25 protein-coding genes are annotated in these 25,070 nt (G+C 63.8%); 17 read left to right on the top strand and 8 right to left on the bottom strand.

Annotated elements, in window-relative coordinates:
- Positions 1-74 precede the first annotated feature (74 nt).
- From cysG to OZ411_RS07490, 12 genes are all read left to right on the top strand, one after another.
- A complete protein-coding gene (gene cysG, locus OZ411_RS07435) occupies positions 75-1,502 on the top strand; it encodes a siroheme synthase CysG (RefSeq protein ID WP_282527413.1) in 1,428 nt (475 codons plus the stop codon).
- Positions 1,499-1,816, top strand: a complete 318-nt coding sequence (locus tag OZ411_RS07440) for a DUF2849 domain-containing protein (protein WP_130579440.1) — start codon at positions 1,499-1,501, stop codon at positions 1,814-1,816. Before cysG ends, OZ411_RS07440 begins: the two co-directional genes overlap by 4 nt.
- Before the next feature lie 11 nt (positions 1,817-1,827).
- Positions 1,828-3,483 (top strand): nitrite/sulfite reductase, encoded by a 1,656-nt coding sequence (locus OZ411_RS07445; protein ID WP_282527414.1) that lies wholly within the window; start codon positions 1,828-1,830, stop codon positions 3,481-3,483.
- Positions 3,470-3,985 (top strand): DUF934 domain-containing protein, encoded by a 516-nt coding sequence (locus OZ411_RS07450; RefSeq protein ID WP_282527415.1) that lies wholly within the window; start codon positions 3,470-3,472, stop codon positions 3,983-3,985. Before OZ411_RS07445 ends, OZ411_RS07450 begins: the two co-directional genes overlap by 14 nt.
- Complete coding sequence (locus OZ411_RS07455; protein ID WP_282527416.1) at positions 3,982-4,701, top strand: phosphoadenylyl-sulfate reductase; 720 nt, start codon at positions 3,982-3,984, stop codon at positions 4,699-4,701. Before OZ411_RS07450 ends, OZ411_RS07455 begins: the two co-directional genes overlap by 4 nt.
- Before the next feature lie 121 nt (positions 4,702-4,822).
- Positions 4,823-5,812 carry a sulfate ABC transporter substrate-binding protein gene (locus OZ411_RS07460; protein WP_282527417.1) on the top strand — a complete coding sequence of 330 codons (990 nt, stop codon included), beginning with the start codon at positions 4,823-4,825 and terminating at the stop codon, positions 5,810-5,812.
- A 67-nt stretch (positions 5,813-5,879) separates the two neighbouring features.
- On the top strand, positions 5,880-6,686 hold the full coding sequence (cysT, locus tag OZ411_RS07465; protein ID WP_165421146.1) for a sulfate ABC transporter permease subunit CysT: 807 nt from the start codon (positions 5,880-5,882) through the stop codon (positions 6,684-6,686).
- Between the two features lie 13 nt (positions 6,687-6,699).
- Positions 6,700-7,662: a sulfate ABC transporter permease subunit CysW gene (gene cysW / locus OZ411_RS07470; RefSeq protein ID WP_282527418.1), complete on the top strand. Its 963-nt coding sequence runs from the start codon at positions 6,700-6,702 to the stop codon at positions 7,660-7,662.
- Complete coding sequence (locus OZ411_RS07475) at positions 7,652-8,701, top strand: sulfate ABC transporter ATP-binding protein (RefSeq protein WP_282527419.1); 1,050 nt, start codon at positions 7,652-7,654, stop codon at positions 8,699-8,701. The genes cysW and OZ411_RS07475 overlap by 11 nt, the downstream gene beginning before the upstream one ends.
- Positions 8,702-8,898: 197 nt before the next feature.
- Positions 8,899-9,396, top strand: coding sequence for a CAP domain-containing protein (locus tag OZ411_RS07480; RefSeq protein WP_282527420.1), 498 nt, complete (start codon positions 8,899-8,901; stop codon positions 9,394-9,396).
- 95 nt (positions 9,397-9,491) lie between these two features.
- Positions 9,492-10,667: a DUF3734 domain-containing protein gene (locus OZ411_RS07485; RefSeq protein ID WP_282527421.1), complete on the top strand. Its 1,176-nt coding sequence runs from the start codon at positions 9,492-9,494 to the stop codon at positions 10,665-10,667.
- Between the two features lie 7 nt (positions 10,668-10,674).
- On the top strand, positions 10,675-11,463 hold the full coding sequence (locus OZ411_RS07490) for a 3-hydroxybutyrate dehydrogenase (protein ID WP_282527422.1): 789 nt from the start codon (positions 10,675-10,677) through the stop codon (positions 11,461-11,463).
- Positions 11,464-11,529: 66 nt separating this feature from the next.
- Here OZ411_RS07490 and OZ411_RS07495 read toward each other — a convergent pair whose 3' ends face one another.
- The 3 genes from OZ411_RS07495 to OZ411_RS07505 all read right to left on the bottom strand — a co-directional run bounded on the left by OZ411_RS07495 (position 11,530) and on the right by OZ411_RS07505 (position 14,135).
- Positions 11,530-11,685: a hypothetical protein gene (locus OZ411_RS07495; protein WP_282527423.1), complete on the bottom strand. Its 156-nt coding sequence runs from the start codon at positions 11,683-11,685 to the stop codon at positions 11,530-11,532.
- Positions 11,686-11,712: 27 nt separating this feature from the next.
- On the bottom strand, positions 11,713-13,116 hold the full coding sequence (locus tag OZ411_RS07500) for an oligosaccharide flippase family protein (protein ID WP_282527424.1): 1,404 nt from the start codon (positions 13,114-13,116) through the stop codon (positions 11,713-11,715).
- A gap of 179 nt (positions 13,117-13,295) precedes the next feature.
- Positions 13,296-14,135: a protein-disulfide reductase DsbD domain-containing protein gene (locus tag OZ411_RS07505; protein ID WP_282527425.1), complete on the bottom strand. Its 840-nt coding sequence runs from the start codon at positions 14,133-14,135 to the stop codon at positions 13,296-13,298.
- 135 nt (positions 14,136-14,270) lie between these two features.
- On the opposite strand from OZ411_RS07505, the gene OZ411_RS07510 reads away from it, so the two are divergent.
- Entirely contained in the window at positions 14,271-14,921 is a 651-nt protein-coding gene (locus OZ411_RS07510) for a YqgE/AlgH family protein (protein WP_282527426.1), read from the top strand.
- 287 nt (positions 14,922-15,208) lie between these two features.
- Here the strand turns inward: OZ411_RS07510 and OZ411_RS07515 are convergent, their stop codons facing one another.
- Together OZ411_RS07515 and OZ411_RS07520 are read right to left on the bottom strand one after the other, a co-directional pair.
- Positions 15,209-16,096 (bottom strand): TauD/TfdA family dioxygenase, encoded by an 888-nt coding sequence (locus tag OZ411_RS07515; protein ID WP_130579458.1) that lies wholly within the window; start codon positions 16,094-16,096, stop codon positions 15,209-15,211.
- Between the two features lie 230 nt (positions 16,097-16,326).
- Entirely contained in the window at positions 16,327-17,106 is a 780-nt protein-coding gene (locus OZ411_RS07520; protein WP_282527427.1) for an SDR family NAD(P)-dependent oxidoreductase, read from the bottom strand.
- Positions 17,107-17,208: 102 nt separating this feature from the next.
- Here OZ411_RS07520 and OZ411_RS07525 point away from each other — a divergent pair, with 102 nt between their 5' ends.
- Positions 17,209-17,943 (top strand): SDR family oxidoreductase, encoded by a 735-nt coding sequence (locus OZ411_RS07525; protein WP_282527428.1) that lies wholly within the window; start codon positions 17,209-17,211, stop codon positions 17,941-17,943.
- A gap of 121 nt (positions 17,944-18,064) precedes the next feature.
- Positions 18,065-18,421 (top strand): CsbD family protein, encoded by a 357-nt coding sequence (locus OZ411_RS07530; protein WP_130579460.1) that lies wholly within the window; start codon positions 18,065-18,067, stop codon positions 18,419-18,421.
- Positions 18,422-18,559: 138 nt separating this feature from the next.
- Here OZ411_RS07530 and OZ411_RS07535 read toward each other — a convergent pair whose 3' ends face one another.
- Together OZ411_RS07535 and OZ411_RS07540 are read right to left on the bottom strand one after the other, a co-directional pair.
- Positions 18,560-20,236, bottom strand: coding sequence for an SGNH family hydrolase (locus OZ411_RS07535; protein ID WP_282527429.1), 1,677 nt, complete (start codon positions 20,234-20,236; stop codon positions 18,560-18,562).
- 146 nt (positions 20,237-20,382) lie between these two features.
- The gene (locus OZ411_RS07540; protein ID WP_282527513.1) at positions 20,383-21,720 is read right to left on the bottom strand and encodes a lytic murein transglycosylase; all 1,338 of its coding nucleotides are present in this window, start codon (positions 21,718-21,720) and stop codon (positions 20,383-20,385) included.
- Between the two features lie 242 nt (positions 21,721-21,962).
- Here OZ411_RS07540 and OZ411_RS07545 point away from each other — a divergent pair, with 242 nt between their 5' ends.
- Entirely contained in the window at positions 21,963-22,844 is an 882-nt protein-coding gene (locus OZ411_RS07545) for a UTP--glucose-1-phosphate uridylyltransferase (protein ID WP_130579028.1), read from the top strand.
- Positions 22,845-23,106: 262 nt separating this feature from the next.
- Here the strand turns inward: OZ411_RS07545 and OZ411_RS07550 are convergent, their stop codons facing one another.
- Positions 23,107-24,600, bottom strand: a complete 1,494-nt coding sequence (locus tag OZ411_RS07550) for a sensor domain-containing diguanylate cyclase (RefSeq protein WP_282527430.1) — start codon at positions 24,598-24,600, stop codon at positions 23,107-23,109.
- Positions 24,601-24,737: 137 nt separating this feature from the next.
- Between OZ411_RS07550 and OZ411_RS07555 the strand changes: the two genes are divergently transcribed.
- The gene (locus OZ411_RS07555; protein ID WP_130579026.1) at positions 24,738-25,022 is read left to right on the top strand and encodes a hypothetical protein; all 285 of its coding nucleotides are present in this window, start codon (positions 24,738-24,740) and stop codon (positions 25,020-25,022) included.
- Positions 25,023-25,070: the final 48 nt, after the last annotated feature.

Below are 25,070 nucleotides of genomic sequence, written 5' to 3' on the forward strand. Positions count from 1 at the left end.
CTTTGCGGGCGCTTGCCGACACATATATAGAATAAAATTCCAGTCAACCCATAAGTTGGGGAAGCGAGTGGCGCATGCGGTTCTTGCCGGTGTTCCTGGATCTGCAAACAGGCGTGGTGCTGTTGGTCGGCGCCGGCGATCTCGTGCGTGCGAAGCTGCGTCTGCTCGCAGCCGCCGGCGCGCGCGTCCGCTGGTTTGCGACCGACGGCAATCATGATGTGAGCGGGATCGATGTGACGCGCATCGAACTCGCGGCAGGCGATCCACTTGCTGCCGATCTCAGCGGTGTCATCGCGGTGCTCTGCGCGGGCGCCGGCGATATCGGTGTTGCGATGGCGGCGCGTGCGAAGGCTGTCGGCCTGCCCGTCAATGTGATGGACGATCTCGACCATTCCACCTTCATCTTCCCGGCGATCGTTGATCGCGGCGATGTCGTGGTCGCCGTCGGCACCGGCGGCGCTTCGCCTGTTGTGGCGCGCCGCGTGCGCGAGCGGATCGAGGCGGTGCTGCCCTCGCGCATCGGCGATCTCGCGTCTTTCATCGGCCAATTCCGCAAATCTATACACGCGCGCATAGGCGAATTCGCACTGCGCCGCCGCTTCTGGGAGCGCGTTGTCGACGGTCCGATCGGCGCGCTGGTGCTGGCCGGCAAGAGGGGCGAAGCGGAAAAGGCGCTGCAGCAGATTTCCGATCCCTCCGCCTTTGCCGGCGCGACCGCACTCGGCAAGGCCAAGGGCCATGTGACGCTGGTCGGTGCGGGACCCGGCGATCCGGATCTCCTCACTATCAAGGCGCTGCGCGCGCTGCAGGACGCTGACGTCGTGTTCTACGATGAATTGGTGTCATCGGAGATTCTCGACCGCGCGCGCCGCGACGCATCGCGCATTCCGGTCGGCCGCCGCGTCGGCAAGCCCGGCATCGGCCAGGACGCGATCAACGGACTGATGATCGAGGCTGCGAAATCAGGACAGCGCGCGGTGCGGCTGAAGGGCGGCGATCCCTTCATCTTCGGCCGCGGCGGCGAAGAGATCGAGGCGCTGCGCCAGGCGGGCATCGCCTATTCGGTGATCCCCGGCATCACGGCGGGCCTCGGCGCCGCCGCACAATTCGAGACGCCGCTTACCTTCCGCCATGAGGCGCTGCGCATCACCTTCCTCACCGCGCACAAGGCGCGCGACGCCGAGACTGTCGACTGGTCGGCGCTAACAGACAAGAAGATGACCGTCGTCGTCTATATGGGCATGACCGCGGCGCCGACGATCCGCGCCGGCCTCCTAGCCGCCGGTCGCTCGCCGCAAACGCCGGTCGGCGTGTTCGCGCGGGTGTCGCGGCCGGATGCCAAGGCTGCGGTCGGAACGCTCGAACATCTGCCGTCGCTGGTCGAGAAGATCGATGGCGGCCCCGCCATCCTCGTCATCGGCGACGTCGTCTCCCACTCCGCGCCGTGGCGTCAAGCCAACCTCAACCAAGTGATCTCGGAACTTTTGGAAGCTGCCGAATGACCTCTCCGCTTGAACAGAAGAAAATCAGAATTACCGGGCCTTCGGTAGTGACTGCCAACCGCACTCATGACGGCGTGGTGATCTATCGCACGCCGCAGCATGGCTGGTCGTCGCGCCTCGCTGATGCCGCGATCGTGCGCACATCCGACGATGCGCGGGCGCTGCTTGCCGAAGCGGTTGCCGACGATGTCGGTGCCATCGGTTCCTACATCGCGCCTGTCGAAATCAAGGACAATGGAGAGATTGCGCCCGGCAATCTCCGCGAACATATCCGGTCGGAAGGCCTCACCATCGAGCTTCCGGTTCCGGCTTAAGGTTTTCCCTCATGTACGCATATGACGAACTCGATCGCACGCTCCTTCACGAACGTGTCGAAGAATTCCGCGACCAGGTGAAGCGCCGCCTTTCCGGCGAACTCACCGAGGACGAATTCAAGATCCTGCGATTGCAGAACGGCGTGTATCTGCAGCTCCACGCCTATATGTTCCGCGTCGCGATCCCCTATGGCACGCTGTCGTCAAAGCAACTGCGCGCGCTTGCCCATGTCGCGCGCCGCTACGATCGCGGTTACGGCCACTTCACGACGCGGCAAAACATCCAGTTCAACTGGATCAAGCTCGCCGAGCTGCCGGACGCGCTCGCCGATCTTGCCGAAGTCGGCATCCACGCCATGCAGACTTCCGGCAACAACATGCGCAACGTCACCTCGGACCAGTGGGCGGGCGTCGCGCCCGGCGAGGTCGAGGATCCCCGCATCTGGTCAGAGCTGCTCAGGCAGCATACGACGCTGCATCCGGAATTCTCCTTCCTGCCGCGCAAGTTCAAGATCGCGATCACCGCGTCCGATCACGACCGCGCCGCGATCAAGATCCACGACATCGGCCTGCGGCTGCACAAGAACGCCGATGGCGAGACCGGCTTCGAGGTGCTGGTCGGCGGCGGGCTCGGCCGCACGCCGTTCATCGGCAAGGCCATCAAGCCGTTCGTGCACGGCCGCGACATCCTGAGCTATGTCGAGGCGATCCTGCGCGTCTACAACCAGTATGGCCGCCGCGACAACATCTACAAGGCGCGCATCAAGATCCTGGTGCACGAGCTCGGCATCGAGAAGTTCGGCAAGGAAGTCGAGGAAGAGTGGCAGCTATTGCGCGACAGCGCGCTGACGCTGGATGATGCCGCGATCGAGGAAGTGCGCTCGCGCTTCAGCTATCCCGCCTACGAGAAGCTGCCGCATATGCCCGACGAGCTCAAGCAGGCGGCGCATGATCCGCTGTTTGAGCGCTGGCGCAAGAATTCGGTGTTTCCGCACAAGGCGCAGGGCTATTCGATCGTGACGCTGTCGCTGAAGCCGGTCGGCGGCCCGCCCGGCGACGCCACCGCCGAGCAGATGGACGTGATCGCCGATCTCGCCGATCGCTATTCCTTCGGCGAGATTCGCGTCGGCCATGAGCAGAACCTGGCGCTGCCGCACGTCGCCAAGCGCGACCTACCGGCGTTGTGGAAGGCGCTCGACAAGGTCGGGCTCGCGACGCCGAACGTGAATCTGGTCTCCGACATCATCGCCTGCCCGGGGCTCGATTACTGCTCGCTCGCGAACGCGCGCTCGATCCCGATGGCGCAGGAATTGACGCGGCGCTTTGCCAATCATGACACCGCGGGCCTGATCGGCCGGCTGCACATCAATATCTCCGGCTGCATCAATGCCTGCGGCCATCACCATGTCGGCCATATCGGCATCCTGGGTGTCGAGAAGAACGGCGAGGAATTTTACCAGATCACGATCGGTGGCCGCGCCGATGAGAGTGCCGCGCTCGGCACGCTGATCGGCCCGTCGGTGCCGTATGCCGAGGTCGCCGACGTGGTCGAGGACATCGTCGAGGCTTATCTGGCGCTGCGCGATTCCCCCGATGAACTCTTCATCGACACGGTCAAGCGGCTTGGCGTCGAACCTTTCAGGGAGCGGGTCTATGCCACTCGTTAAGAACGGAAAAATCGCAACCGATATCTACGTCCACGTCTCCGAGGGCGCGGAGATTCCAGCCGAGGGCGCGATCCTGGTGCCGGCGGCGCGCTTCCTCGAAGATCCCGAGGCGCTGCTGCAGCGGCCGGGCAAGGTCGGCGTGATCTGGCCCAATAACCGTGACCTCGACGATCTCGTGCCGTATCTCGATCGGCTCGCTGCGGTCGCGCTGGTGTTTCCGTCCTTCCGCGACGGCCGTGCCTATAGCCAGGCGCGGCTGCTTCGCGAGCGCTATCGCTTCCAGGGCGAATTGCGCGCCACCGGCCAGGTGCTGCGCGACCAGTTCGTGTTCATGCTGCGCGCCGGCTTCGACGCGCTCGACGTGAAGAAGGAAAGCGATGCGGACGCCTTCGCGGAGACGGTGAAGCGCTACACGGTGTTCTACCAGCCGACCGGCGACGGCCGCGCCACCGCGCTGAGCCGCCGCACGCAATTGCGCCATTCCGAAAGCGCCAGCCCATGAAGGCGCTCGCGCCCGAGATGCCGGTCGAGGCGCGGTCGGCGCTGGAGCTCAATCGCGCCCTGCGCATGGCGGCGCCGTTCGAGGTCATCGAGTCCGCGCTGAAGACGGTCGGCCGCGAGCGCCTTGCTCTGGTCTCGTCCTTCGGCACGGAATCGGCGGCGCTGCTGAAGGTGATGGCCGATGTCGATCCGGCCATCCCCGTGATCTTTCTCGATACAGGCTGGCTGTTCGCGGAAACGCTTGCCTATCGCGACACGCTGATCGACACGCTTGGTCTGACCGATGTTCGCTCGATCAAGCCGCTCGAGGAGACGCTTGGTCGCGAAGATCCCGAGCGCGATCTCTGGTTCTCCGATCCCGACGCCTGCTGCCGCATCCGCAAGGTCGAGCCGCTCTCGCGCGCGCTGGCGCCGTTCGCGGCCTGGCTCAATGGGCGCAAGCGCTTTCAGGGCGGCGCCCGCGCCGACATTCCCGTGGTCGAGGAAGACGGCGTCCGCCTGAAATTCAATCCCTTCGCCAACGCGACGCGCGAAGAGATTGAAGCGATCTACCGGGACGGCAAGCTGCCGCCGCATCCGCTGATTGCCTCTGGGTACATGTCCGTCGGCTGCATGCCCTGCACCAGCCGCATCGCATCCGGCGAGGATGCGCGCGCCGGCCGCTGGCGCGGCCGTGCCAAGACAGAATGCGGCATTCATACGATGAAGACTTCTTAGGACAATGACGCTGCCACGCCGCAAACAATGAAATGCGGTTCCGTTGACTAAAGCGCTCTCCGCCGCGAGTTATGTTCCGCGTGCTCCGGTGTTGCTTCATCCGATTTGAATGGAGATAGAGATGGTTCGTCGTATCCTGCCGCTCGTCGCGGGTCTGCTGTGGGCGGGTTCGGCCTTCGCTGCCGATTACTCCCTGCTCAACGTGTCCTATGATCCGACGCGTGAGCTCTATGCCGATTTCAACAAGGCGTTTGCCGCCGCCTATCAGAAGGAGACCGGCAAGAGTGTCGAGATCAAGCAGTCGCATGGCGGCTCCGGCTCGCAGGCGCGCGCCGTGATCGACGGCCTGCAGGCCGATGTGGTGACGCTCGCGCTCGCTTACGACGTCGACGCGGTCGCGGCCAAAGGCCTGATCGCGCCGGACTGGCAGAAGCGCCTGCCGCAGAATGCCGCACCCTACACCTCGACCATCGTTTTCCTGGTGCGCAAGGGCAATCCCAAGGGCATCAAGGATTGGGACGACCTGATCAAGCCGGGCGTTGCCGTCATCACGCCGAACCCGAAGACCTCGGGCGGCGCGCGCTGGAATTATCTCGCCGCCTGGGGCTACGCACAGAAGAAGTTCGGCTCCGCCGACAAGGCCAAGAAGTTCGTCGCCGACCTCTATCAGAACGTGCCCGTGCTCGACACCGGTGCACGCGGCTCGACCGTCACCTTTGTCGAGCGCGGCGTCGGCGACGTGCTGCTTGCCTGGGAAAACGAGGCGTTTCTGGCGCAGCGCGAATTCGGCAAGGACAAGTTCGAGATCGTCTCGCCGCCGCTGTCGATCCTCGCCGAGCCGCCGCTCGCGATCGTCGATGCTGTCGCGGACAAGAAGGGCACCAGGGCGGTCGCCGAGGCCTATCTGAAATATTGGTATACCAGGGAAGGCCAAGAAATCGCCGCGCGCAATTCTTACCGTCCGCGCGATCCGGAGATTGCCAAGGAATACGAGAAATCCTTCGCCAAGGTTGAACTTTTCACCATCGACGACGTTTTCGGTGGTTGGACCAAGGCGCAGAAGGAGCACTTCGCCGAAGGCGGCATCTTCGACCAGATCTACAAGAATTGATCTGGTCGGGCCCGTGGGGGCAGAAGCAGGGGGATAGGTGAGCACAGCGGTTGCACGGCGCAGCACTTTGCCGGGATTCGGTCTCACCATGGGACTGACCCTGACGTGGCTCTCCGTTATCGTCCTGATTCCGCTCGCGGGTTTGTTCCTCAAGACGTTTGAGCTGAGCTTTGACCAGTTCTGGGGCATCGTCACCAGCCGTCGCACCCTGAGCGCGCTGAAGATTTCGTTCGGGCTTTCGTTTGCCGCGGCCTGCGTCAATCTGGTGATGGGCACGATCATCGTCTGGGCGCTGGTGCGCTACCGCTTTCCGGGACGGCGGCTGTTCGATGCGATCGTCGACATTCCCTTCGCGCTGCCGACCGCGGTTGCCGGCGTCGCGCTGACCCAGCTCTTTGCGCAGAAGGGCTGGTTAGGCGCGCCGCTTGCCGAACTGGGCATCAAGGTCGCGTTCACGCCGATCGGCATTTTCGTCGCCATGGTCTTCATCGGCATTCCCTTCGTGGTGCGGACGGTACAGCCTGTGCTGATCGATCTCGATCCCGAGATCGAGGAGGCCGCGGCAAGCCTCGGCGCCAACCGCTGGCACACGGTGTTTCGCGTGATCCTGCCGAGCCTGATCCCGGCGCTCCTCACCGGCTTTGCGCTCGCCTTTGCCCGTGCCGTCGGCGAATATGGCTCGGTGATCTTCATTGCCGGTAATCTGCCGAATGTCTCCGAGATCGCGCCATTGTTGATCGTGATCCGGCTCTCCGAATTTCGCTATGCGGATGCCACCGCGATCGCGGTGGTCATGCTGCTGGCTTCCTTCGTCATCATTTTCGCGGTCAATCGCCTGCAGCGCTGGGCGCAGACCCGCATTCCCACCCACTGAGGGGCCAGCATCGATGTCGCTGCAATCGAATCTGGCCTCCTCCACCACGCAGGTGCGGGCCTACGCCCCGACGGCAGACCTCAATGTCGTCTCGCCGCCGTCGCAGCGGGAGAAGGTACGCCCGCACACGGCGGCCTCGAAGCGGGATCTGCGCACCGAGCCCCGGCCGATCCGCTTCCTGATCGTCGCGCTGGCGCTGATCTTCCTCACCGTGTTCGTGGTGCTGCCACTGGTCGTGGTGTTCGCGTCGGCGTTTTCGCGCGGCGTCACGGCCTATTTCGCCGCGCTCACCGAGCCGGAGGCGCTCTCGGCGATCTGGTTGACGCTTCTGATCGCGGCGATCTCCGTCAGCCTCAACCTGATTTTCGGCGTGATTGCGGCCTGGGCGATCTCGAAATTCGATTTTGCCGGCAAGACTTTTTTGATCACGCTGATCGATCTGCCGTTTTCCGTCAGCCCCGTGATCTCGGGCCTGGTCTTCGTGCTGCTGTTCGGCGCGCAGGGCTTCTTCGGGCCATGGCTGCAGGCGCACAACATCCACATTCTGTTTGCGGTGCCCGGCATTGCGCTCGCCACCATCTTCGTGACCTTCCCCTTCGTCGCGCGTGCGCTGATTCCATTGATGCAGGAGCAGGGCACGCAGGAGGAGGAGGCGGCGACTTCGCTGGGCGCGTCAGGACTACAGACCTTTTTCCGCGTCACTTTGCCCAACATCAAATGGGGCCTGCTCTACGGCGTCCTGCTATGTAACGCGCGCGCGATGGGTGAGTTCGGTGCGGTGTCGGTGGTCTCGGGCCATATCCGCAACGAGACCAACACCATGCCGCTGCTGGTCGAAATCCTCTATAATGAATATCAGTTCGTGGCGTCGTTCGCGATCGCGTCGCTGCTTGCGATGCTGGCGTTGATCACGCTGGTCGTGAAGACGATCCTCGAACGGCGTCTGGACGAAGGGCAGATGGTCAGTGACGATTGAAGTCAAAAATATCGTAAAGAAGTTCGGCGATTTCGCAGCGCTCGATAATGTCAGCCTGAAGGTCGGCGACGGCGAGCTGTTGGCGCTGCTCGGGCCGTCCGGCTCCGGCAAGACCACGCTGCTCCGGATCATTGCCGGTCTCGACTGGCCCGAGGCGGGCGAAGTGACGATCGACGGCGAGGATGCGCTTGGCCGGGGCGCCAGCGAGCGCCATGTCGGCTTCGTGTTCCAGCACTACGCGCTGTTCCGCCACATGACGGTGTTCGAGAACGTCGCCTTCGGCCTGCGCGTGCAGCCGCGCGCGATCCGCAAGGACGAGAAGGCGATCCGCGCCCGCGTCAAGGAGCTGCTTGATCTCGTGCAGCTCGACTGGCTGTCGGATCGCTTTCCCAGCCAGCTATCCGGCGGCCAGCGCCAGCGCATCGCGCTCGCCCGTGCGCTCGCAATCGAGCCGCGCATCCTGCTGCTCGACGAGCCCTTCGGCGCGCTGGATGCCAAGGTGCGCAAGGAGCTCAGGCAATGGCTGCGCTCGCTGCATCAGGAAATTCACGTCACCTCGATCTTCGTCACCCATGACCAGGAAGAGGCGCTCGAGGTCGCCAACCGTGTGGTGGTCATGGACAAGGGCCGCATCGAGCAGATCGGCACCCCCGGCGAGGTTTATGACAATCCGGCGACGGCCTTCGTCCACGGCTTCATCGGCGAATCCATCGTGCTGCCGGTCGATGTCAGCGACGGCGCGGTCCGGCTCGGCGGCAGGCCGCTCAACATCGCCGCCAATGGCGCGGCGCCCGGCGCCTCCAAATTGTTCGTGCGCCGCCATGACATGCAGATCGGCCCGGCGGGGGGCGGATCGCTGGAAGGGGCGGTGCGCCGTGTCCGTTCCTTCGGCCCGATCCAGCGTGCCGAGGTCGCGCTTGCGGACAGCGAAGGCAAGACCGTGATCGAGATCGATGCGCCGCGCGACCGGGAACTGCAGGCCGGCGAAATCATCTCGCTGGAGCCCCGCCGCTACCGGATTTTCGCGGCTCACGAATAGCCCTGTAGCCCGGGTGAAGCGAAGCGCAACCCGGGATCTGCATCCGCTTGCGAGAAAGCCCCGGATTACGCTTCGCTTCATCCGGGCTACGGGACCTCGCGGACGGCAACCGCCGCCGCAAAAAATCGTCCCGCGTTCACCATTCAGCCACGGTTGGTATGCAACAACGGCGGACCAACCTTGGGGGAATCCTTTCAGTGAAACGGACGACGGTCGCCCTTCTTGGGCTTCTGGTGCTGGGCGGCTGCGCGACAGACACTCCACTTCCGGAACAGCCGGCCATGTATGTCAACATGGCTGCACCCGGCGCTGTCCTAGACACCCAGGCCGCCGCGACCATGATCTCGCAATATCGCCAGAACAACGGCCTCGGCACCGTGGTGGTGGACCCTGCGCTCGTGAAGCTCGCCGAGCAGCAGTCGCAGGCCATGGCGGCCCGCAACAAGATGGACCATGACGTGAAGGCCCCGCTCGGCAAACGGCTGGAAGGCTCCGGCTATCCGGCAACGGTGGCGGTCGAAAACGTCTCGGCCGGCTATCATACGCTGGCGGAAGCGTTTTCCGGCTGGCGCGATTCGCCGCCGCACAAGGCCAATATGCTCAACGGCGGTGTCACAAAATTGGGCATCGCGGCGAGCTACGCGCCGAACACCAAATACAAGGTGTTCTGGACGCTGATCCTGGCGTCAACCTAACTCTGTGTGATCGAAAGCCTCGATCACGCCGATTGACGCGGTCGCGAACTGCGGCCACGGTGCACGCCATTATGCCCCACTGATTGACGGTCACGATGGATACTTCCGATCCCGCGCCCGCCACGACGCCCGCCAAGGCGCAGCGCGTATTGGTCCTGCAGGGCGGCGGCGCCCTTGGCTCCTATCAGGCCGGAGCGTTTCAGGCGCTGTGTCGCGCCGGCTTCGAGCCGGAATGGATTGCCGGCATCTCGATCGGCGCCATCAATGCCGCGATCATCGCCGGCAACGAGCCGGACAAGCGCTTGCCGCGCTTGAAGGAATTCTGGGAGATGGTATCGCGTCCGGTATCCTGGAATCCGGTGACGCCAGGCGACCGCGCCCGCACCTTGTTCAATGAGACCAGCGCCGCCATCATCGCGACATTCGGCGTGCCGGGCTTCTTCGCGCCGCGGATTCCGCCGGCGCCGTTCTGGCCCATGGGCAGCTCGCAGTCGCAGAGCTATTACGACACCGCGCCGCTGAAGAAGACGCTGGAGCGGCTGGTCGATTTCGACCGCATCAACGATCTCAAGACCCGGCTTTCGGTCGGCGCGGTCGGCGTGACCTCGGGCAATTTCAGGTATTTCGACAATTACGAGTTCAAGAAGCTCGGCAAGAAGATCGGCCCCGAGCACATCATGGCCTCCGGCGCGCTCCCGCCCGGCTTCCCGTCCGTCCTCATCGAGGGCGAGCATTACTGGGATGGCGGCATCGCCTCCAACACTCCGCTCGACTTCGTGCTTGATGAGGAGACCCGCCGCGATCTCCTGATCTTCCAGGTCGACCTGTTCAGCGCCCGCGGGCCGTTGCCGAACTCCCTGCTCGAAGCGGCCGAGCGCGAAAAGGACATCCGCTATTCCAGCCGCACGCGGATGAACACCGACAAGAACAGGCAGATCCACAATGCGCGCATGGCGGTGCGCGACCTCATCGGCAAGCTGCCGGATTATCTGAAGAATGACCCCTCCGTTGAATTGCTGCGGCAGGCCTCCAAGGAGAACACCGTCACGGTGGTGCACCTGATCTACCGGAGCAAGAACTACGAGACGTCGTCGAAGGATTACGACTTCTCCCATGTCGCCATGGTCGAGCACTGGGAGGCGGGCGTCCGCGACGTGCATTTGTCGATGCGTCACAAAGAATGGCTAGAACGACCGCAGTCCGGCGAAACCATGGTGACCTACGATCTCACGGGGGACGTCGATCCGTTCCCCGCACGCAAGAAGGAGTGAAGCAGATATGGCTACGTTGACAGGCAAGACCGCCGTCGTGACCGGCTCAACCAGCGGCATCGGATTGGCGATCGCGCGCAAATTCGCCAGCGCTGGGGCCAATGTCGTCATCAATGGCATGGGCGTGCCGGCCGATATCGAGCGGGAGCGCTCCGGCATCGAGACCGATTTCAAGGTCAAGGCCGCCTATTCGCCGGCCGACATGACCAAGCCCGCCGAGATCGCCGAAATGATCGCGCTCGGCGAAAAGACCTTCGGTTCGGTCGACATCCTCGTCAACAATGCCGGCATCCAGTTCGTCTCCCCGATCGAGGAATTTCCGATCGAGAAGTGGGATGCGATCATCGCCATCAACCTGTCGTCGGCGTTTCACGGTATCCGCGCCGCGATTCCGGGCATGAAGAAGCGCGGCTGGGGCCGCATCATCAACACCGCCTCCGCGCATTCGCTGGTCGCCTCGCCCTTCAAGTCGGCCTATGTCTCCGCCAAGCACGGCATCGCCGGCCTCACCAAGACGGCGGCGCTCGAACTCGCGACCTTCAAGATCACCTGCAACTGCATCAGCCCGGGCTATGTTTGGACGCCGCTGGTCGAGCACCAGATTCCGGAGACCATGAAGGCGCGCAACATGACCAAGGAGCAGGTCATCAAGGACGTGCTGCTCCAGGCCCAGCCCACCAAGGAATTCGTCACCGCCGACCAGGTCGCCTCGCTCGCGCTGTTTCTGTGCAGCGACGACGCGGCGCAGATCACCGGCTCGAACTACTCCATCGATGGCGGCTGGACCGCGGAGTAGGCGTCACGCCTCGCTAAACGTACTCGTCATGCCTCGCGAAAGCGGGGCGTGACTTGGCCTTTCGGACTACACCGACCGAAATCTTGCGAAGATTTCCTGTATCTCAGTGTCAGTCGCCACTTCGCCCGCATCGATAGCGGCCATTGCCGCGTCGATAATCAATAGCTCTTCCTGAGTCGCAACGTATTCGCCATTTTGCGGATCGCCTTCGATCGGGTTCACCACAGCATCGCCTTTGGATCGTTCAGGTTATCTTGAAACCGTATCGCGAGAGAGACTGGTTTCCAAGCGCTTCCCAAACGCCAGCACGTGCAGCCCGAGCCGCCGGCGGACGATCCAGAACAAGAGCACCGTCTCAAAGCTTAGCGAGGTCGATATAGCTATGGCGGCGCCATGGCCGCCGAAGTGCGGCACCAGCGCGACGCACAGTACCAGGTTCATGACGAAGGTGAGCGCGTAGGCGAGCGCGCAGATCTTCTGGTGGCCGAGCATGTTGAGGAGCCGCTCGACCGGGCCGATCGCGGCGCGCACCACGAGCCCGATCGCCGCCAGGAACATGATGTCATAGCCGACGACGAATTGCGGCCCGAACAGCCAGAGCAGCGGCTTGCCGAAGGCGAGCAGCAGGATGGTCGCGGCGAGCGAAGGCCAGAACGTCCACTGGATCGCATGCGCGACATAGGCCGACAGCCGCGCCTTGTCGCCGAGCGCATTGTATTCGGCGAAGCGATGCGCCGTTGTCGCGGACATCGCGTAGTGGATGAAAGACACCAGCGCCAGCGTCTTCACCACGGCGAAATAGACGCCGACCTCCTCGGAGGAGCGGAACTGCTGCAGCACCAGCACATCGGTGTAGGACAGCAGGAGATAAAAGCTTTCGACCAGCAGGATCGGCAGCGAGACCGCAAGCCAGCCGCTGACGTCGTAGGCCTTCTCACCGGGCTCGACATGGGCCGCGAGCCTGCGGTTCAGCACCAGCATCTGGCCGATCATGGCGATCCACACCGCCGCGGCGCTGGCGAGCATCGCGGCGGTGGCGCCGAGATCGAAGCCGAGCACGACAGCGCCGGCGGTGAAGCCGATGATCAGCGCCTGGCGCACGATGAATTGCGGCATCAGCCCGAGCCGCATCCAGTCATGCGAACGGGCAATCCCGTCCTGGGTATTGGCGACCACGAAGGCCGGGAGCGTCAGGCAGCCGATATAAAGCGGCACGACCGTGTCCGTGCCGATCCATGGCGACAGCAGCCTGACGAGGCCTGCGAGCAATAGCGAGACCGCGGTCGACACCGCAAAGGTCAGCCAGCGGCTGCCAGAGAGAAAGCCGCGCAATAGCGCGTGCTCGCCTGCCGTGCGGTATTCCGGAATGAGCTTCTGCGCGGAGGCCGAAATGCCGAAATCCATCATGCTGCCGAGCAGCAGCACCCAGGTCCAGACATAGACATAGACGCCATAGTCCGAGCTGCCCATCCAGCGCGCGAGCAGGATCTGCGAAAGATAGGCGGCGACGGCGCTGACGACGCGGATGACGAAGATCGTCCCCGCCAGCCGCCGCGTGACGGATGCCTCGCCCGAGCCGCCGACCAGGCCGCGCATGCGCGCCATCATGCCCGTGGGCGAAGCGGTTGCGGATTGGGCGTCCATCACGGCCAAGGCGAAGTTCCGGAAAAAGCTGCGGCGAGGGCCGTGAAGTATCAACGAAACGTTAAGAATGGGTTCGGTGGATAGCGGTGAAACCGTAGCCCGGATGGAGCGAAGCGCAATCCGGGGCCGGTCTTTCTGCGTGCGCCGCTGTTCCCGGGTTGCGCTGCGCTTCACCCGGGCTACAGGGGTCAATCCAGATTGGTGTTGAACTCGTAGGCGCGGTCGCCGCCGACCAGGGTCAATTTCAGCGCGGCACCGTCCGGATTGGCGCCCGGGGGCAGGCCGTCGAGCTCGAAGGAGAACCGTTTCACCCCGGGTGGCGAGTTCGGCTCGAGTTTCGGCACCGGCAGGGCCCAGTCCGGCGTCGGTCCCTCGACGTACAGGCTGACCTCCTTGCCTTCGGGCGCGGCGACGTCGACCAGCACGGTCGACTTGCCGCTGCGTTTGACATCGCGGATCGTGACCGGGTTGGGATCGCCGATATTGGCCGGCTTCGGCACGGTGTCGAGCGCGGATGACAGCGCGCCGTCCTCGGTAGAGGCGACGCTCGCAAAGGCAAGCTCGACGCTGGTCTCCACAGGAATGCACAGCTTCTCGCACACCGCATAATTGATGTTGGCGCGCAGCATCAGCGGCTTGTCGGCACTCTTGGCGACGATCCGAAGCGGCAGCACCACCTGGTGCTTGTAGCCGAGCGAGGTGCCGCCGGCGCCGTCGTCAAATTTCATCGGCGCCGGCCATAACACCGTCACCGCGTCGACATTTTCCGACTTCGAGAAATCGAAACGCGGCGGCACGCCGGAATCGCCGGGGGTACGCCAATAAGTTTTCCAACCGGGCTCGAGTTGGATGGCTATACCGCCTAGCAAAACCGCGCCGCTGCGCGAGCCTGCGAGCAGCCGTACCGCCGAATGGGCGTCCCGCTGCCAGGGCGAGGAATCCTCGGCACGTACCTCTGTCGCAGGCCAGACGACTGAAAGAGTGGCTAGCAGGCCGAGCGCAACCCGCATGGGAACTATGGCGATCATGGAACGTCTTTACCGGCTGGTTATTGCGTAAACCATTGAATTGCGTGTGATGGATGGCGCGAATACGGCGCTCTGCTTGATTGACAGAAGCCTCACCCAATATCAGGATGTCAAATCAGCATGGAGGCCTTTCAGATGACTCCTGAAGGCAAAGCACCAAAGACCGCCCGCGGCAAGGTGGCCGGCGTCGGCGACAATTCGTCGGGCAGCGGTTATCTCGACGGCCAGATCCTGATCGCCATGCCGGTTATGAGCGATCCCCGCTTCGAGCGCTCCGTCATCTACATGTGCGCGCATTCCGCCGAGGGGGCGATGGGCATCATCGTTAACCGTCCGGCCGGAAGCATCGATTTCCCGGGGCTGTTGGTGCAACTCGACATCATCCAGAAGGCCGACCAGATCAAGCTGCCGGAAAATGCCGAGACCATGAAGGTAATGAAGGGCGGCCCGGTCGATACCGGCCGCGGCTTCGTGCTGCATTCCAGCGATTTCTACATCCAGGATGCGACGCTGAATATCGACGCCGAGATTTGCCTGACCGCAACCGTCGATATCCTGAAGGCGATCGCCAAGGGCTCCGGCCCCAAGCATGCGATCCTGGCCCTGGGCTATGCCGGCTGGGCCCCGGGGCAGCTCGAAAGCGAGATCCAGCACAATGGCTGGCTGCATTGCGACGCCGATCCGGAATTGATCTTCGGCGACGACGTCGAGGACAAATACGACCGTGCCCTGCGCAAGATCGGCATCGACGTCGGCATGCTCTCGAACGAAGCTGGCCACGCGTAACTCCCGCTCTTTCTTGTTTCCCTGCAATAACCGCTTGCTCTACTCCGCCTCTCCCCTTGTGGGAGAGGCCGGATCGCATGCAGCGAAGCGGAATGTGATCCGGGTGAGGGGTCTCGGTCTACCGAGGGACGAACGCACGCGGAGGCAAACCCCTCACCCGGTATTTCCCGCGTGCCGCGTGAAATCCCGGCCTCTCCCACAAGGGGAGAGGCGGGGAGTTTGCGGCTCCAGTCTCACCTCATAGCACACTTGTGGTTATGGGGCCCAGCTCAAGCCCGGGACGACAGCTACTCCGCAGCCTGCTGCGCCACGGTGGGCTCGGTGCCGGCCACGGTGGCGCGGCGCATGTCGCGCGGCTGCGACTGGTCGTAGCGGCGGACGCGATGCATGGTCTGGCGATTGTCCCACATCACGAGGTCGTGCAGCTTCCACCTGTGGACATAGACGAATTCCGGCTGGGTCGCGTGCTCGGTGAGGTCGCGCAGCAGCAGCCGGCCTTCCGGCATGCTCATGCCGCGCACCGCGCCCGCGTGCGATGAAAGGTAGAGCGACTTGCGGCGATGCACCGGATGGGTCCGCACCAGGCGCTGCAGCACCGGCTTGAACATTTCCTTCTCTTCGTCGCTATAGTCGAGGAAGCCGAGCGAGCCGCGTGAATACATCAGCGAGTGCTCGCAGATCAGGTCCTCGATGTCAGCCTTGGTCTCGTCATCAAGCGCGTCATAGGCCGCGCGCATGTCGGCGAATTCAGTGTTGCCGCCCTTCGAGTTCACCACCCGCGCCGACAACAGCGAGAATTTCGCCGGGATCGGCCGGAACGAACTGTCGGAATGCCACAGGCAGTTGCCGAGATTGAACAGATGGGTGCGGTGATCCTTCGGCAGCGGCTTGCCGTCCTTGCCGAGATTGGAGACGTCGTTCAGCCCTGAGGACAGGCGATAATCCTCCTTCTTGGTCACGTTGCCGCCGCGCGCGTTTTCGCGCTCGCCGAAGTTCAGCGCAAAGGCCAGTTGCTGCTCGTCTGTTATGTCCTGGTCGTGGAAGACGAGCACGGCGTATTTGTCCATCGCCGCCTCGACGTCGATCGCTTCCTGCCTGGTCAGCGGCTTTCGCAGATCGAGGCCTGTGACCTCACCGACAAAATGCGGGTGGAGCTGCCGGATCGCGATGGCCATGGCGTTCTCTCCTCATGTGCAGGCGGTTTTCCGCTTCGTTTGAGGAAAGGCTATCCTGTGACGTTGCCATGTCAACGCGGCGCCGGCGCATGGCCCCTTGCACGAGGCGGCCTGGATCATGATCCGATTGGACGGAATCGGATCATGATCTCATCTCTTTGTTTGAGCATGATCTTTCGGAAAACCGGTTTCCACTTTTCCGGACCATGCTCTAGAGACGCTGCAGCGCATCACGCGTTTCGTGCCATCAGCCCGCCATCCACCGGGATCACCGCGCCGGTCAGGAATGACGCCGCCGGCAGGCACAGGCTCAAGGTCATGTGCGCGACCTCCTCCGGCTCGCCATAGCGGCCGAGCGCCGTGCGGCGCTTGGCATAGATCGTCTTATGCTCTTCCGGAATCCGGTCGGTAATTCCAGTGCGGATCGGGCCCGGGCAGATGCAGTTCACGGTGATGCCCTCGCGGCCCAGTTCCACGGCAAGCGAGCGTGTCAGCCCGGTGACGCCGGCCTTCGCCGCGGAATAAGGACTGTGCAATGCGGTAGCGCCGAGCGCTTCGGTGGAAGCGATATTGACGATGCGCGGGCATTTCGATTTTCGCAAATGCGGCAAAGCGGCGCGGATGATGCGTTGATGCGCGGTCAGCATCACAGCAATCGCCTTCGCCCAGGCCTCGTCATAGCCGTCGTCGTCGATCGCGACCCGCACGGAGATACCTGCGTTGTTGACGAGGATGTCGAGCCCGCCGAAATGCGCGGCGACGCCGTTAATCACGGCCGGGATTGCATCGCGATCGGCGACGTCGAGCACCCACGCCTTTGCTTTCCCTCCGCTCTTGCCGATCTCCTGCGCAACCCCCTCCGTGCCTTCGGCGGTGATGTCGGTGACGGCGACATTGGCGCCTTCGGCAGCGAATACTTGCGCGGTGGCGCGGCCCATGCCGCTGGCGGCGCCGGTGACGAGAACGGTCGAGCCTTGCACCGAGCGGCTGAGCTGTTTGAATTCAGACATCGCGTGACTCGTGGGATGGAGGGAATAGGTTGCAGGATTGACAAGGCTGGCATCGATCCGCAGACAGGTCAAACAAGCAAGAAGCAAGGGAGAAAATGCGCAATGAATGAGCTCGATTTCAGCGGCAGGCAGGTTCTCGTGGTGGGCGGCTCCAGCGGCATCGGCAACGGCATCGCGCAAGCATTTCGCGCCAAGGGCGCGCGCGTGCATGTCTGCGGCACGCGCGCCAAGGCCAGCGACTATTCAGCCGAAGAAGGTTCGCATCTGGAAGGGTTGGAATATTCGCAGCTCGACGTCGGCGACGTTCATGCGATCGAGCAATTCAAGCCGACCTTCGACCGGCTCGATGTGCTGGTGCTGGCGCAGGGCGCGGTGATCTACCGCCGCGGCGAGTTCGAGATGGAAGGCTTTCGCAAGGTCGTCGAGGTCAACCTCATGAGCTTGATGGCGTGTGCGACCAAATTCCATGCGATGCTGAGCGCGAGCAAGGGCTCGCTCATCATCGTCAGTTCGACCGCCGCCTATCATTCGACGATGGGAAATCCCGCTTACAACGCCTCGAAGACCGGCGCGGTCGGATTGACGCGGACGCTTGCCGAGGCCTGGGCCGAGGATGGCATCCGCGTCAATGGCATCGCGCCGGGTCTGGTCGATACCAAGATGACCAGGGTGACGACGGCGAACCCGAAGCGGCTCGAAGGCGCGCTGGAGCGCATTCCGCTGAAGCGGCTCGGCACGCCGCAGGACATGGCGGGTGCCGCGCTGTTCCTGGCCTCGCCGCTCGCCGCCTACATCATCGGCCAGACCATCGTCGTCGACGGCGGACTGATTTTGTAGAGCATGATCCGGAAAAGTGGACGCCGGTTTTCCGAAAAGATCATGCTCAAGCAAAAGATGGCGCAGGAACCGCGGCTGGGCTCGCCGGTTACTTTCCCGGAGAAGGAGAGGAGTAACCGCGATGGATACTGATCGGATCGCTGGTGCCGCCAAGGAGTTTGCCGGCAAGGCGGAAGGCGCCGTTGGTGAAATGACCGGTGACAGCAAGACGGAAGCATCAGGCCGCGCGCGCGAAGCCGCCGGCGCGGTGCAGAATCTTTACGGCCAGGCCAAGGATGCCGCGGACACCGCTGTCAACTACGCCAAGGAGACTTACGAGAATCGCGGCGAGACTATTCGCAGCGGCCAGCAGGCGCTGACCAAGACCGTGCAGGACAATCCGATCGGCGCCTTGCTGGTTGCCGGCGGCCTCGGTTTGGCGCTCGGGCTATTGCTGTCGCGCCCGCCGCGCCGCCCGCCACCGCGCTGGCGCTATTAGATTAGGGGCGTTAGGGTGGGCAAAGGCGCCCTTCGCGCCGTGCCCACCATCGATGGCTCCGCTCGGAATGGTGGGCACGCTTCCGCCGGTGTTCGTTAGAACGGCGGTGCAAAAAGTCGCTTTGCCCATCCTACGCCGTCACCATCTCAGGAAATTGCCGAACGGTGCTTCCGCGGATCGCCCGACGTCCGCCGGTGGACGTGGGATGATCGGCGTCGGCGGACGCGGCGGCGCCGTCTGCTGGCGTGGCGAGCCGAAGAAATCGCCAAAGGTCGAGGCAGGCGGCGGATTGGTCTGAGCCGGCCGGAACACACGCTTCTGCGGTGCCGGCTTTGGCGGCGCGGGAGCTGCGGCCGTCGGCGCCGGCGCCGTTCCGGCGCCAGTCCCCTCGGGGGTGGTCGCGGCAACCGGCGTTTCGCCCTTGGCCTGCTCGCGACCGATTTCGCGGCGCGGCCAGGCAAAATCGTCGGCGCGGCCGGCGGGCGGCGCGAGCGGTTCGCCCTTCACCAGGGTTCGTGCCGTGAGCGGATCGACCGCGGCTGGACGCGAGCCGGGCCCGCCGAGCAACTGATCGGTGCCGACGGAGGAGGCGACCAGCGGCACGATTGGTCCGGCCAATGGCCGCGCAGGCTGGCCGGGCGCAGCATTGGCGTCCGGCGTCGCCGGCTCGGTCGGCAGCGCGACCGGTGTGGAACGCGCGAGCAGCCGTGTCACCTCGCGCTCCACGTAATGCGCCAGCTTGCGCGCGCCGGCCTTGGTGAAGAAGACGCCGTCCGAGGTGCGGAGCTGGCGGATCTGGCCTTCGAAATCTGGGCCTTTCTGCATGAAGCGACCGGCCTCGTCGACGAAGCCGTCCCAGACATCGACATAGGTGATGCCGGCCTTGGCCGCGCCTTCCCGGTACAGCGCATCCAGGAACAGCATGTCCGACGTTCCCTTCTGGCCGCGGATCGCCGGCAGGCCGACCCACAAGACGGGCACGCCCTTGCTCTTCAGCACGCCGATCAGTTCGTCGATCTTCTTGTTGTAGAGCTCGACCCAGCGTTCGTCGCGGAATTCATAGACGCCGTTCGCCGAACGCGCGCTCCGCTCGGGGGTCGCGGTCTGCGGCGCGTCGGCGGCATCCTCGGGCGACAATTCGGTATCGACCGGCTTGTCATCCGGCTTGGCGGTGCCATCCGAAGGCTTGGTGTCCTTCGCATGGGTGTTCTTGTCATCCTTCTTCTCGGTTTTCTTGTCGTCCTTCTCGACGACAGGCTCGCGGATCGAGACACGGTCATTGAGGCCGAGCATCACCACGATGGCATCCGGCTTTTCGGTGGCGAGGATGCTCCGCGCGGCGGCGGCCCAGTCGGAGGGCTCGCCCTTGGGCTGGTATTTGATCAGGCCGGACACGGTCTTGTGCTTGCGGATCACGCCCATGTCGGGCTGTTCGGAATAGGTGTCCTCGAGGCCATAGGCGAGCCAGTCTGCCATGGCATCGCCAAGCACCAGCACGTTGCGCTCCGGCGCCGTGTCGCGCTTCGCCGGCGGTGGCGCTCTCGAAAAATCCTGACGCGGAGCCTGCTGCTGCTGCTGCTGTTGTTGCGGCGCATGCTGGAAGGGAGCGAAGAAATCCCCGCCTCCGCCGAACCAGCCGCCGCCGTTGCTGCGCGGCGCCTGCCGCTGCGGCGGGCCGCCGCCGAAGCCCGGAAAGCCGAAGAACTGCGCCGAGGCAGGACCGGCGACCCCGACCAGAAGCGCGATCGCAACGGCGAGCGCGACCAGCGGGCCAGGCTCGGTGAACACGCGCAGGAAGGACTTTGGCTTCAGCATCAAAGCTCGGTCGAAATGGATTTTGAAGACAACGCCATACTAGCGGAATCGGGCCGCAAGCGGGCATATTTTCCAGCATGGATCGGGCATCCGCCCTAGCCCTCAAGGCGGCGGCCAAATAGCGGTATTTAGGTGATTTTCGGGTCTTATCGCCCCCTCAGCCGCTCCAGCATGTCGGAAGTGGCAAATCCGTCGGCGGGCGTCCCGATCGAGGCCTGGAAACTGCGCAGCGCTTCCCTGGTCTGGCCGCCGATCTGGCCGTCCGGCGTGCCGCGGTAAAAGCCACGCTGGGCGAGCAGTTGTTGCAGTTCCAGCCGTTCGGCCCGCGACAGCACCCGTTCCTGGCGTGGCCAAGGCTGCACGAAGGGCGGCCCGCCGCGCAGGCGGTCGGCGAAATGGCCGATCGCCAGCGCATAGGCCTCGGCCGGGTTGTACTTCATAATCACCCGGAAATTCTGCATCATCAAAAAGCCCGGACCCTCGGCGCCGGCAGGGGCGAGCAGATAGGCCTTGTCGGTCGAGCGCGGGAACGGCTGGTTGTTGGCGCGCCGCAGTCCCTGCTGCTGCCATTGCGCGAGCGTCATCGCCTTGGCGCGGTCGGCCATCATGTAGTTGAAGTCCTTGGGAACGACGACTTCGTAGCCCCAGCTCTGGCCGGTCTGCCAGCCGTCCTTTTTCAGGTTGTTGGCGGTCGAGGCGATCAGGTCGGCCGGGTTGTCGACGACATCGCGCCTTCCATCGCCGTCACCATCGACCGCGTAGCGCTTGAACGCCGTCGGCATGAACTGCGTCGGACCGAAGGCGCCGGCCCAGGAGCCGCGGAGCTGCTCAGGGCGCAGATCGCCACGATTGAGGATCTCCAGCGCCGAGAGGAATTCGTCCTTGAAGTAGTCCTGCCGGCGGCCGATGCAGGCGAGCGTGGCGGTCGATTGCACCACGCTGCGGTCGCCCATCTGGGTCGAATAATTGGATTCGATGCCCCAGATCGCCGCGATCGCGTAGCGGTCGACGCCATAGGCTTTTTCCGCGGCGTCGAATTGCGCCTTGTACTTGGCGAGGATCTCGCGGCCCTTGGCGAGACGGTTGTCGTTCACGAGGATGTCGAGATAGTCCCAGATCGCCTTGGTGAATTCGGGCTGCGAATCCAAGAGATCCATGATGCGCAGGTCGGGCGTGAGCCCCGCGATGAAGCGCTCGAAATTCTCGCGTGTGACGTTGCGTCGCGCCGCGTCGGGCCACATCGAGGCGACACAATTGTCGAAATTGGCCGCTGCCTGCCGAATCGCGGCCGCCGTCATCAGCGGGTGACCGGACGCGCCGTCCTCGCCGCTCCAGGGCGGAGCAGAGCCGTCGGTGCCAACGGCAGCCTCCGGTGGGGGCGAGGATTTGGATCCCGGAAACAAGCCGCCGAGCAGATCCGCGAGCCCGCCCTGGGACTGAGCGAGAGCCTGATTGGAAACAAGCAGAACCGCCGCGATTATCATCGCGATGGTTCGGCTCTTGGTCGCTGTTCCCGTCCGCCGCATGGCTCGATCTGCCCGTTCCAACGATTGGTTCAGAAGGCCTTGTGACGGTTTCCAACAGCTTAACAAAGGCGAGATTTTGTTTTGATCTGTCACAACGACAAAAGCGACGTGGCATCACACATCCGCCTTTGTTCCCGGCTGCAAACCGGATAGCAAGATGCGATATCCGTCTCACACATTTCAAGGCGCCCGACATTCCCATGAGAATCCGTAAAGCCGTCTTCCCCGTCGCCGGTCTCGGCACCCGGGTCCTGCCCGCCACCAAGGCAATGCCGAAGGAAATGCTGACCATCGTCGACAAGCCGCTCATCCAATACGTGTATGACGAGGCGAAGGAGGCCGGGATCGAGCATTTCGTCTTCGTCACCGGCCGCAACAAGGCCACCATCGAGGACCATTTCGACCGGATGTTCGAGCTCGACACCACGCTGGTTGCGCGCGGCAAGAAAGCGGAGATGGATGTCCTGGCGCAGAACCAGCCCGAAGCGGGCGCCGTCAGCTTTACCCGCCAGCAGGCGCCGCACGGGCTCGGTCACGCGGTGTGGTGCGCCCGCGACATTATCGGCAATGAGCCTTTTGCGGTGGTGCTGCCGGACGAGCTGGTGCTGAACACGCCGGGCTGCCTCGCCCAGATGATCGAGGCTGCGGGCAAGCTCGGCGAGAAGTCAAACCTGATCGCGGTCGAGGAGGTGCCCGACCATCTCACCCACCAATACGGCATCTGCGGCGTCGGCCCGCGCCACGCCCATCCCACGATGTTCGAGATCAACGGCATGGTGGAGAAGCCGCCGAAGGGCACGGCGCCCTCCAACCTCTCGATCACCGGCCGCTATATTTTGCAGCCGGAGATTTTCGAAATCCTGGCGACGCAGGAGCGCGGCGCCGGCGGCGAGATCCAGCTCACCGATGCCATGATCGGGCTGGCGAAGACGCAGAAATTCTATGGCGTGGAGTTCGAAGGCGAGCGCCACGATTGCGGCTCCAAGGCCGGCTTCCTGCGCGCCAACCTCGCCTATGGCCTGCGCCGCCCCGAACTGCGCGACGGCCTGCTGGCGGAGATGAGGAAGTATATGGAGAAGTAGTGTCCAACTTGCTGTCTATCGCTGTCATTGCGAGCGAAGCGAAGCAATCCATTTCGCCACTTGCGGAGCCATGGATTGCTTCGCTGCGCTCGCAATGACGAGTGCGGGAAGAGAAATGGCAGAGGCAGCGTTCGACAAGGTCAAGGCCGGGCTGGATGAGGCCAAAGCCTATCTGGATCGGTTACGAGACCGACGCAAAGACTTAGCCGACGCTCCGGCTGAGAAATGTCAGGCTCCGACTGAGAAGCAGTGACGCGGCGCCTCACGCTACCAGCGACAGCGCCTGCAGGCTGGCGACCACGCTCTGGTTGCGGCCATTGGCCTTGGCGGCATAGAGCGCCCTGTCGGCGGCTTCCACCAGATCGCTCCAGTTCTGGCCGGCCAGAGGCGTGAGACTCGCGACCCCGATGCTGACCGTGGTGATGGTCTCACCGTCGCACCATTGCTCGACTTTTCGGCGGATCATCTCCGCCACGCCGAATGCTTCCACGGCGCTCTGGCCGGGCAGCAGCACTGCGAATTCCTCGCCGCCCAGGCGTGCCGTGCAATCGCCGGCGCGCCGGACCGAATCCGAAATGCAGATCGCGATGCCGACCAGCACCTGGTCGCCGGCCTGGTGACCATAGGTGTCGTTGAAGGCCTTGAAATGGTCGGCGTCGATGATGAGCAGCGCGAGCGGCGTCTCATGCCGGCCGGCGCGGCGCCATTCCGTATCGATATCGGCATCGAACTTGCGCCGGTTTCGCAGGCCGGTCAGTGCATCGGTGGTCGCAAGCTCCTCGAGCTTCTCCTCGGCCTCGGCGCGGCGGCCGATCTCGCGCGCCAGGAACAGCGTGGTGCCGAGCACGAACAGGACCAGTGCCGCCATGATGGCGCCGATCCGGGTCGCCTCCTTGCGCCAAAGGCTGAAGACGCCGTCCAGGGGTTTTCCGACCACGGTGAACAGCGGGCCGTTTCCGCTGCGACGGACATAGAGCCGCGGGGTCGGGTCGATCGGGCCCGCACCGGAGTAGGAGCCGTTGTTCTTCAGATTGTCCGACGTCCAGTTGGGTCGCTCCGCCAGATTGGTGCCGATGACATCGAGATCGAACGGCGTGCGCATGATGATCGTGCGGTCGCGACGCAGCACGGTGATGGCGTCGCCGGGGGCAAGCGTCAGCCGTCCGAACAGTTCGTGGAAATAGCTGAAGCGGATCGAGCCTGCGACGACGCCGAGAAAGCTTCCGTCTTCACCGCTGATGCGCCGGCTCAGCACGATCGCGTAGGCCCCGCGGTGGAGCATCGGCTTTGAGACGTAGAGGCCGGTATAGGGCTGGTCGCGATGGATGTGGAAATATTCTTCGTCGCTGCGGTTCTCCGCCAGGGGATCGAGCGTCGATGCATCGTCCACCAACCGCCCCGTGCTGTCGAACACCTGGATCGCGCCAAAGTGCTTTGCGGTGGCTGCGTGGTCGAACAGGATCAGGTGCCGGACCTCCTTGCTGACGTCCTTGATCTCCGGCATTACCATGGCGCCGGCGACCGCGCGCAGCGAGAGGTCGAACAGTTCGATATTGCGGCCGATATCGGCGTCGATGCCTGAGGCGAGGTTTTCCAGCGTCTGCCGGGCCAGTTCCTCCTCGCCGTGGCGCATGTCGAGCATGACGCTGGTGCAGATGGTGGAAAAGCCGATCACGGTCGCGACCGAGGAAGCGATCAGGAGCTTCGTCGATAGCCGCCAGCGCCGCTTTGCTTGTTGTCGCCGTTCGTGTGGCATGTTTCGTCCCGGGCCACCCTTCATGCACCGGAAACATTGTTGCGGCCTTAAGCGGCGACAGCGAACCGCGAATGGGTTAACGATTGGTTGGCGTGCATGACGTTTTTCGGCGATGGCGCGAGTCTTGAGGACCTGAAGTGAACGATTACGGCCCGTTGCGGGACTATCTGAAGAAGCAGACGCTGACCGAACTGGTGCTCAGCTTCGAGGAGATCGAGACCATCATCGACGCGTCGCTGCCGCGCGCGGCGCAGCGCGCCTCCTGGTGGGATAGCCTCCGCAGTCCACAGGAAAGGATGCCCCAGCGCGAAGCTTGTCTCGAGGCCGGCTACGCCGCCACGCGTCAGGCCGACGGCAACAGCGTGAAGTTCAAGCGGCTTCCTCGCGATGTCCGTCGTTCCCGCGAAGGCGGGAGCCCATAACTACAGGGCTTGTTGTGGCGCTCGGCCGTCGCAAACGTAAGGGTGGGC

The organism is Bradyrhizobium sp. Arg237L, assembly GCF_029990105.1.
Classification (GTDB): Bacteria; Pseudomonadota; Alphaproteobacteria; order Rhizobiales; family Xanthobacteraceae; genus Bradyrhizobium.

Bases quoted from the DNA above. Each gene is read 5' to 3' on its own strand.
- OZ411_RS07510 (WP_282527426.1), top strand. From the start codon at position 14,271: ATGACTCCTGAAGGCAAAGCACCAAAGACCGCCCGCGGCAAGGTGGCC.
- OZ411_RS07450 (WP_282527415.1), top strand. From the start codon at position 3,470: ATGCCACTCGTTAAGAACGGAAAAATCGCAACCGATATCTACGTCCAC.
- OZ411_RS07540 (WP_282527513.1), bottom strand. From the start codon at position 21,720: ATGATAATCGCGGCGGTTCTGCTTGTTTCCAATCAGGCTCTCGCTCAG.
- cysW (WP_282527418.1), top strand. From the start codon at position 6,700: ATGTCGCTGCAATCGAATCTGGCCTCCTCCACCACGCAGGTGCGGGCC.
- OZ411_RS07515 (WP_130579458.1), bottom strand. From the start codon at position 16,096: ATGGCCATCGCGATCCGGCAGCTCCACCCGCATTTTGTCGGTGAGGTC.
- OZ411_RS07550 (WP_282527430.1), bottom strand. From the start codon at position 24,600: ATGCCACACGAACGGCGACAACAAGCAAAGCGGCGCTGGCGGCTATCG.
- cysG (WP_282527413.1), top strand. From the start codon at position 75: ATGCGGTTCTTGCCGGTGTTCCTGGATCTGCAAACAGGCGTGGTGCTG.
- OZ411_RS07520 (WP_282527427.1), bottom strand. From the start codon at position 17,106: ATGTCTGAATTCAAACAGCTCAGCCGCTCGGTGCAAGGCTCGACCGTT.
- OZ411_RS07530 (WP_130579460.1), top strand. From the start codon at position 18,065: ATGGATACTGATCGGATCGCTGGTGCCGCCAAGGAGTTTGCCGGCAAG.
- OZ411_RS07460 (WP_282527417.1), top strand. From the start codon at position 4,823: ATGGTTCGTCGTATCCTGCCGCTCGTCGCGGGTCTGCTGTGGGCGGGT.
- OZ411_RS07445 (WP_282527414.1), top strand. From the start codon at position 1,828: ATGTACGCATATGACGAACTCGATCGCACGCTCCTTCACGAACGTGTC.
- OZ411_RS07545 (WP_130579028.1), top strand. From the start codon at position 21,963: ATGAGAATCCGTAAAGCCGTCTTCCCCGTCGCCGGTCTCGGCACCCGG.
- OZ411_RS07535 (WP_282527429.1), bottom strand. From the start codon at position 20,236: ATGCTGAAGCCAAAGTCCTTCCTGCGCGTGTTCACCGAGCCTGGCCCG.
- OZ411_RS07455 (WP_282527416.1), top strand. From the start codon at position 3,982: ATGAAGGCGCTCGCGCCCGAGATGCCGGTCGAGGCGCGGTCGGCGCTG.
- OZ411_RS07490 (WP_282527422.1), top strand. From the start codon at position 10,675: ATGGCTACGTTGACAGGCAAGACCGCCGTCGTGACCGGCTCAACCAGC.
- OZ411_RS07440 (WP_130579440.1), top strand. From the start codon at position 1,499: ATGACCTCTCCGCTTGAACAGAAGAAAATCAGAATTACCGGGCCTTCG.
- OZ411_RS07505 (WP_282527425.1), bottom strand. From the start codon at position 14,135: ATGATCGCCATAGTTCCCATGCGGGTTGCGCTCGGCCTGCTAGCCACT.
- OZ411_RS07485 (WP_282527421.1), top strand. From the start codon at position 9,492: ATGGATACTTCCGATCCCGCGCCCGCCACGACGCCCGCCAAGGCGCAG.
- OZ411_RS07525 (WP_282527428.1), top strand. From the start codon at position 17,209: ATGAATGAGCTCGATTTCAGCGGCAGGCAGGTTCTCGTGGTGGGCGGC.